Annotated in this window: 7 protein-coding genes and 1 pseudogene; 7 read left to right on the top strand and 1 reads right to left on the bottom strand. The window is 59.4% G+C overall.

Annotated features, from left to right (window positions below):
- The first annotated feature begins 113 nt into the window (after positions 1 to 113).
- Both vapB and vapC read left to right on the top strand, forming a co-directional pair.
- The gene (gene vapB / locus ACXRVY_RS15170; RefSeq protein ID WP_056725827.1) at positions 114 to 344 is read left to right on the top strand and encodes a type II toxin-antitoxin system VapB family antitoxin; all 231 of its coding nucleotides are present in this window, start codon (positions 114 to 116) and stop codon (positions 342 to 344) included.
- Positions 344 to 751, top strand: a complete 408-nt coding sequence (gene vapC, locus ACXRVY_RS15165) for a type II toxin-antitoxin system tRNA(fMet)-specific endonuclease VapC (protein WP_457265696.1) — start codon at positions 344 to 346, stop codon at positions 749 to 751. Before vapB ends, vapC begins: the two co-directional genes overlap by 1 nt.
- A gap of 77 nt (positions 752 to 828) precedes the next feature.
- Here vapC and gabP read toward each other — a convergent pair whose 3' ends face one another.
- On the bottom strand, positions 829 to 2,220 hold the full coding sequence (gabP, locus tag ACXRVY_RS15160) for a GABA permease (protein WP_457265697.1): 1,392 nt from the start codon (positions 2,218 to 2,220) through the stop codon (positions 829 to 831).
- Between the two features lie 564 nt (positions 2,221 to 2,784).
- Here gabP and ACXRVY_RS15155 point away from each other — a divergent pair.
- The 5 genes and pseudogenes from ACXRVY_RS15155 to ACXRVY_RS15135 all read left to right on the top strand — a co-directional run.
- The gene (locus ACXRVY_RS15155) at positions 2,785 to 3,558 is read left to right on the top strand and encodes an ABC transporter ATP-binding protein (protein WP_007972784.1); all 774 of its coding nucleotides are present in this window, start codon (positions 2,785 to 2,787) and stop codon (positions 3,556 to 3,558) included.
- A gap of 13 nt (positions 3,559 to 3,571) precedes the next feature.
- Positions 3,572 to 4,318: an ABC transporter substrate-binding protein gene (locus ACXRVY_RS15150; RefSeq protein ID WP_458237678.1), complete on the top strand. Its 747-nt coding sequence runs from the start codon at positions 3,572 to 3,574 to the stop codon at positions 4,316 to 4,318.
- 72 nt (positions 4,319 to 4,390) lie between these two features.
- Positions 4,391 to 5,086, top strand: a complete 696-nt coding sequence (locus ACXRVY_RS15145; RefSeq protein WP_008046524.1) for an ABC transporter permease — start codon at positions 4,391 to 4,393, stop codon at positions 5,084 to 5,086.
- Complete coding sequence (locus ACXRVY_RS15140) at positions 5,083 to 5,772, top strand: ABC transporter permease (RefSeq protein WP_223457877.1); 690 nt, start codon at positions 5,083 to 5,085, stop codon at positions 5,770 to 5,772. Before ACXRVY_RS15145 ends, ACXRVY_RS15140 begins: the two co-directional genes overlap by 4 nt.
- Positions 5,753 to 5,894 (top strand): annotated as a pseudogene (locus ACXRVY_RS15135) (SAM-dependent methyltransferase); the annotation flags it as partial. The gene ACXRVY_RS15140 and the pseudogene ACXRVY_RS15135, both read left to right, overlap by 20 nt.

The raw sequence follows: 5,894 nt of genomic DNA, 5'->3' as shown, positions 1-5,894 counted from the left end.
GCTCTGAATCGAGCACTTTCCTTCCGTCAGGCCCCTCGAATATCCCATTGACATATCCAACACAAAACCTATCCTTCTGACTCATCGCGCCAGCAAAAGCGCAGGAGGTCCAAATGGAACAGACAACCCTTTTCATGAGCAATCGAAGCCAGGCCGTTCGCCTGCCGAAAGCTGTAGCCATGCCAAGCGACGTGAAACGAGTCGACGTCGTTGCCGTCGGTCGAAGCCGCATCATCACGCCCGCCGGTGAAACCTGGGACAGCTGGTTCGATGGCGAAAGTATCACGGCAGACTTCATGACCGATCGCGAGCAACCCGCCGATCAGGAGCGTGAGTCGTTCTGATGATCAAGTACATGCTCGATACCAACATCTGCATCTTCACCATCAAGAACAAACCACAGGTGGTACGGGAGGCGTTCAATCGTCATCACGGCCAACTGTGCATCAGTGCGATAACGTTGATTGAACTGATCTACGGAGCTGAAAAATCAGCAGCCCCCGAAAAAAACCTGGCGGTCATCGAGGGTTTCGTCGCCCGGCTTGAAGTCCTCCCCTTCGACAACGAAGCTGCAGCACACACCGGAATGATTCGATCCGAGCTGGCAAAGGCCGGCACACCCATAGGCCCGTACGACCAAATGATTGCCGGGCACGCACGCTCACGCGGGTTTATCGTGATCACCAACAACCTGCGGGAGTTCGAGCGCGTTCCGGGGTTACGCGTAGAAGACTGGGTTGATGTCGACTGAATACGGAACAATCGACTCAAACAAAAACGGCCGCTCGTCATCACTGACAGCGGCCGTTTTGCGTTACGCGGTATGGATCAGTTCAGCACCACCGCGCCACGCTGTTCCAGTTTGCGACGGCGAGCCACCAGCAAGCCGGTCGCTACTACCAGGGCACTGAGCAAGCCGGTCGCGAGAATTTCCACACGATGGGCATCCTGGAACAGCATGATGGTCAGGGCCGCAACGATGAAGACGATCACCGCGTAGGTCAGGCCCGGGAACAGCCACATGCTGAAGGCGATTTTCTCCCCGCGCGCTATACGCTGCTTACGCATGCGCAGTTGCGAAATCGCAATCACCAGGTACACCAGCAATGCGATGGCGCCGGAGCTGGCCAGCAGGAATTCGAACACCGCAGCCGGGGCCACGTAGTTGGCGAATGTTGCCAGGAACGCGGCACCAGTGGACAGCATCACCGCCCAGTAAGGCGTACCACTTTTGTTGGTACGGGTGGACATCGCCGGCGCATCGCCGCGCTTGCCCAGGGAGAACAACATCCGCGACGAGGTGTAGAGCGCCGAGTTCAGGCAGCTGGTCACGGCGACCAACACCACGATGTCGACGATGATCTTGGCATTCGGGATGCCCATGCGTTCAAGCACAGTCTGGTAGGAACCGAGGCTGGCCAGAATCGGGTCGTTCCATGGCACCAGGGCAACGACGATGAAGATCGACACGAGGTAGAACAAGCCGATCCGCCAGATCACCGAGTTGGTGGCCTTGGAGATTTGCTTGCCCGGATCTTTCGATTCCGCGGCCGCGATGGTCACTATCTCGGTGCCCATGAAGGAGAACATGGTGGTCAGGATCGCGCCCAACACTGCGCCCATGCCGTTTGGCAGGAAGCCCTGGGTGTCGAACAGATGGGAAACGCCGCTGACCTGGCTGCCCGGCAGGAAGCCGAAGATCGCCATGAGGCCCAGAACAATGAAACCGATGATGGCCAACACTTTGATCAGGGCAAACCAGAACTCGAACTCACCGTAGTTCTTTACACTGAAGAGGTTGGTCACGGTCAGCAGCATCGTGATGACCAGAGCGAAGGCCCAGATGTCCACACCAGGGAACCAGGCATGCAGGATGGTCGCGGCGGCGTTGGCCTCCAACGGGATGACGAGCACCCAGAACCACCAGTACAACCAGCCGATGGTGAAACCGGCCCAGTGACCGATCGCGCGGTCGGCGTAAGTCGAAAACGAGCCGGTGTCCGGCGAGGCAACGGCCATTTCGCCGAGCATGCGCATCACCAACACCACCAACATACCGGCGGCGGCGTAAGCCAACAGAACAGCCGGACCTGCAGCGGCGATGGCGTGACCCGAGCCAACGAACAGGCCGGCGCCGATAACCCCGGCAATCGACAGCATGGTCACGTGGCGCGGTTTGAGCCCCTGTTCGAGGCCATTAGAGCTTTGGATACTGCTCATTAAAACTACCTTTGTAAGGAGAAGCGAATGCGTGCATCCCGTTCGGCGATCTTTCTCGTAAAAAGAAGCCAACGGGGCGTTCTGTATTCTGCACGCAATAATTGCGCCAAAATATTTCATAACCCTCTAGCCCGGCGATCTCGTCTAGACCGGACGATCATCGCAACCCATTGAATTTAATGGCACTTCGCCAGAGCGTTACCCTGCGACCCACGTTGTGTGGTGAATCAGCGCACCGGAAACACACCTGAAAATGGCTCCGCGCACATTAAAAGTGCACAAGCGGTGCATTTGGCCGGATAGCGCTTCCAACACCCTGTCAAAGCTGGCAACATCGCGCCTTTTTTTGCGGCAGCCACCGCGCTTTTTACCGACAGGCAAGGTTCAAACGACTGTTCGGTTGTTGATGGGGCGACAGTCTGCTGCGCCGATGCGACAACCTGCCACACACCAGCCGTTTACCGTCCGTAGCGCTGTTGGCTGCCATTGAAACGCTATGCTAGGTTGGCCGCCTCGCCAGGAAGGCCGCCAACAGCAGGAGCGCAACATATATGAGGAACGCACATGGCTGAGGCCACGCCCGCGCTTGAAATCCGCAACTTGCACAAACGCTACGGTTCGCTGGAGGTGCTCAAAGGCATCTCGCTGACCGCCCGCGACGGCGATGTGATCTCGATCCTGGGTTCCTCCGGCTCCGGCAAGTCCACGTTCCTGCGGTGCATCAACCTGCTGGAAAACCCGCACCAGGGCCAGATCCTGGTCGCCGGCGAAGAACTCAAGCTCAAGGCCGCGAAGAACGGTGAACTGGTGGCCGCCGACGGCAAGCAGATCAATCGCCTGCGCAGCGAAATCGGTTTTGTGTTTCAAAACTTTAACCTGTGGCCGCACATGAGCGTGCTCGACAACATCATCGAAGCTCCGCGCCGCGTACTCGGCCAGAGCAAGGCCGAAGCCATCGAAGTCGCCGAAGCCCTGCTGGCCAAGGTCGGCATCGCCGACAAACGCCATGCCTACCCGGCGCAACTGTCCGGTGGCCAGCAACAACGCGCGGCCATCGCCCGCACCCTGGCCATGCAGCCCAAGGTCATCCTGTTCGACGAGCCGACCTCCGCGCTTGACCCGGAAATGGTCCAGGAAGTACTTAATGTCATCCGCGCGCTGGCCGAAGAAGGCCGCACCATGCTGCTCGTGACCCACGAAATGGGCTTCGCCCGTCAGGTCTCCAGCGAAGTGGTGTTCCTCCACCAGGGCCTGGTAGAAGAGCAAGGATCGCCACAGCAGGTGTTTGAAAACCCGCTTTCGGCACGCTGCAAACAATTCATGTCCAGCAACCGCTAACGGAGCTATCCACATGCAGAACTGCAAAAAGGTCTTCCTGGCTGCCGCCGTCACCCTGGCGTTCAGCGCCGGTGCCATGGCCGAAACCCTGAAGATGGGCATCGAAGCGGCTTACCCGCCGTTCAACAATAAAGATGCCAGTGGCAATGTCGTCGGCTTCGACAAAGAGATCGGCGACGCCCTGTGCGCCAAGATGAAAGTCGAGTGCACTGTCGTGACCTCCGACTGGGACGGCATCATCCCGGCCCTGAACGCCAAGAAGTTCGACTTCCTGATCTCCTCGATGTCGATCACCGACGAGCGCAAGCAAGCGGTGGACTTCACCGATCCGTACTACTCCAACAASCTGCAGTTCGTCGCCAAGAAAGACGTCGACTTCAAAACTGACAAGGACTCCTTGAAAGGCAAGGTGATCGGCGCCCAGCGTTCGACCCTGGCAGGCACCTTCATGGAAGACAACATGCCGGGCGTTGAAGTCAAACTCTACGACACCCAGGAAAACGCCTATCTCGACCTGACTTCCGGCCGCCTGGACGCCATCCTGGCCGACAAGTACGTCAACTACGAGTGGCTGAAAAGCGACGCTGGCCGTGCCTACGAGTTCAAGGGCGACCCGGTGGAAGAAAGCGACAAGATCGGTATTGCCGTGCGCAAGAAGGACCCGATCCGCGAGAAGCTGAACAGCGCGCTCAAAGAAATCGTCGCTGACGGCACCTACAAGAAGATCAACGACAAGTACTTCCCGTTCAGTATCTATTGATACTGACCTGCCAGACCGGCGCCTGATGGCGCCGGTTCTCGGCCTTGCCTGCCGCGATTTGAAAAGAAATCCATGATTATCGACCTCTACGGATTCGGCCCGGCGCTCGCCGCTGGCGCGCTGATGACTGTGAAACTGGCACTCTCGGCCCTGTGCCTGGGGCTGGTACTCGGTCTGCTCGGCGCCTTGGCCAAGACTTCCCCGTACAAGCCGCTGCAATGGCTTGGCGGCACTTATTCGACCCTGGTTCGCGGCATCCCTGAATTGCTCTGGGTGCTGCTGATCTACTTCGGCACGGTCAACCTGATGCGTGCCCTGGGCGAGTTCTTCGGCAACCCCGACCTCGAACTCAACGCCTTCGCCGCCGGCGTGATTGCACTGGGCCTGTGCTTCGGCGCCTACGCCACGGAAGTGTTTCGCGGCGCGATCCTCGCCATCCCCAAAGGCCATCGTGAAGCCGGCGTGGCCTTGGGCCTGTCGAAATGGCGCATCTTCACCAAATTGATCATGCCGCAGATGTGGCGCATCGCCCTGCCCGGCCTTGGCAACCTGTTCATGATCCTGATGAAAGACACCGCGCTGGTGTCGGTGATCGGCCTGGAAGAAATCATGCGTCATGCGCAAATCGGCGTGACCGTCTCCAAACAGCCGTTCACCTTCTTTATGGTGGCCGCGTTCATGTACCTGGGCCTGACGGTTCTGGCGATGACCGGCATGCACTTCCTGGAAAAACGCGCCGCTCGCGGCTTCGCGAGGAGCACCCAATGAACTGGGAAGTCATCATCAAGTGGCTGCCGAGACTGGCCCAGGGCGCGACCCTGACCCTGGAACTGGTGGCCATCGCCGTGATCGCCGGTTTGCTGCTGGCCATTCCACTGGGCATCGCCCGCTCGTCGCGCTTGTGGTGGGTGCGGGCATTTCCCTACGGCTACATCTTCTTTTTCCGTGGTACGCCGTTGCTGGTTCAGCTGTTCCTGGTCTACTACGGCCTGGCGCAGTTCGACGCGATTCGAAACAGCTCGATGTGGCCGTACCTGCGCGATCCGTTCTGGTGCGCCACGGCGACCATGACCCTGCACACAGCGGCCTACATCGCCGAGATCCTGCGCGGCGCCATTCAGGCCATTCCACCGGGCGAGATCGAAGCGGCACGGGCACTGGGCATGTCCAAACCCAAAGCGCTGCTCTACATCATCCTGCCGCGTGCCGCGCGCATCGGCCTGCCGGCCTACAGCAACGAAGTGATCCTGATGCTCAAGGCCAGCGCCCTGGCCAGCACCGTGACCTTGCTGGAACTGACTGGCATGGCCCGCACCATCATTGCCCGGACCTACCTGCCGGTGGAGATCTTCTTCGCCGCCGGCATGTTCTACCTGGTGATGGCCTATGTGCTGGTGCGCGGCTTCAAGCTGCTGGAGCGCTGGCTGCGCGTCGATGCCTGCCAAGGGCGTTGATACCGGCGTGTTGACGGGCGAGGTCCTGCTCGCCCGCTTCACTGCGCTGGATGCTTTTCTGACAGAGCATCAGGGCCTGTGGAAACCTCGCCCGTTCACTCATCTGCAGCTACCCTGGGAAG

The sequence above is a fragment of the Pseudomonas sp. P5_A2_2 genome (assembly GCF_054177685.1).
This window is presented reverse-complemented; position numbering and strand designations above follow the sequence as displayed.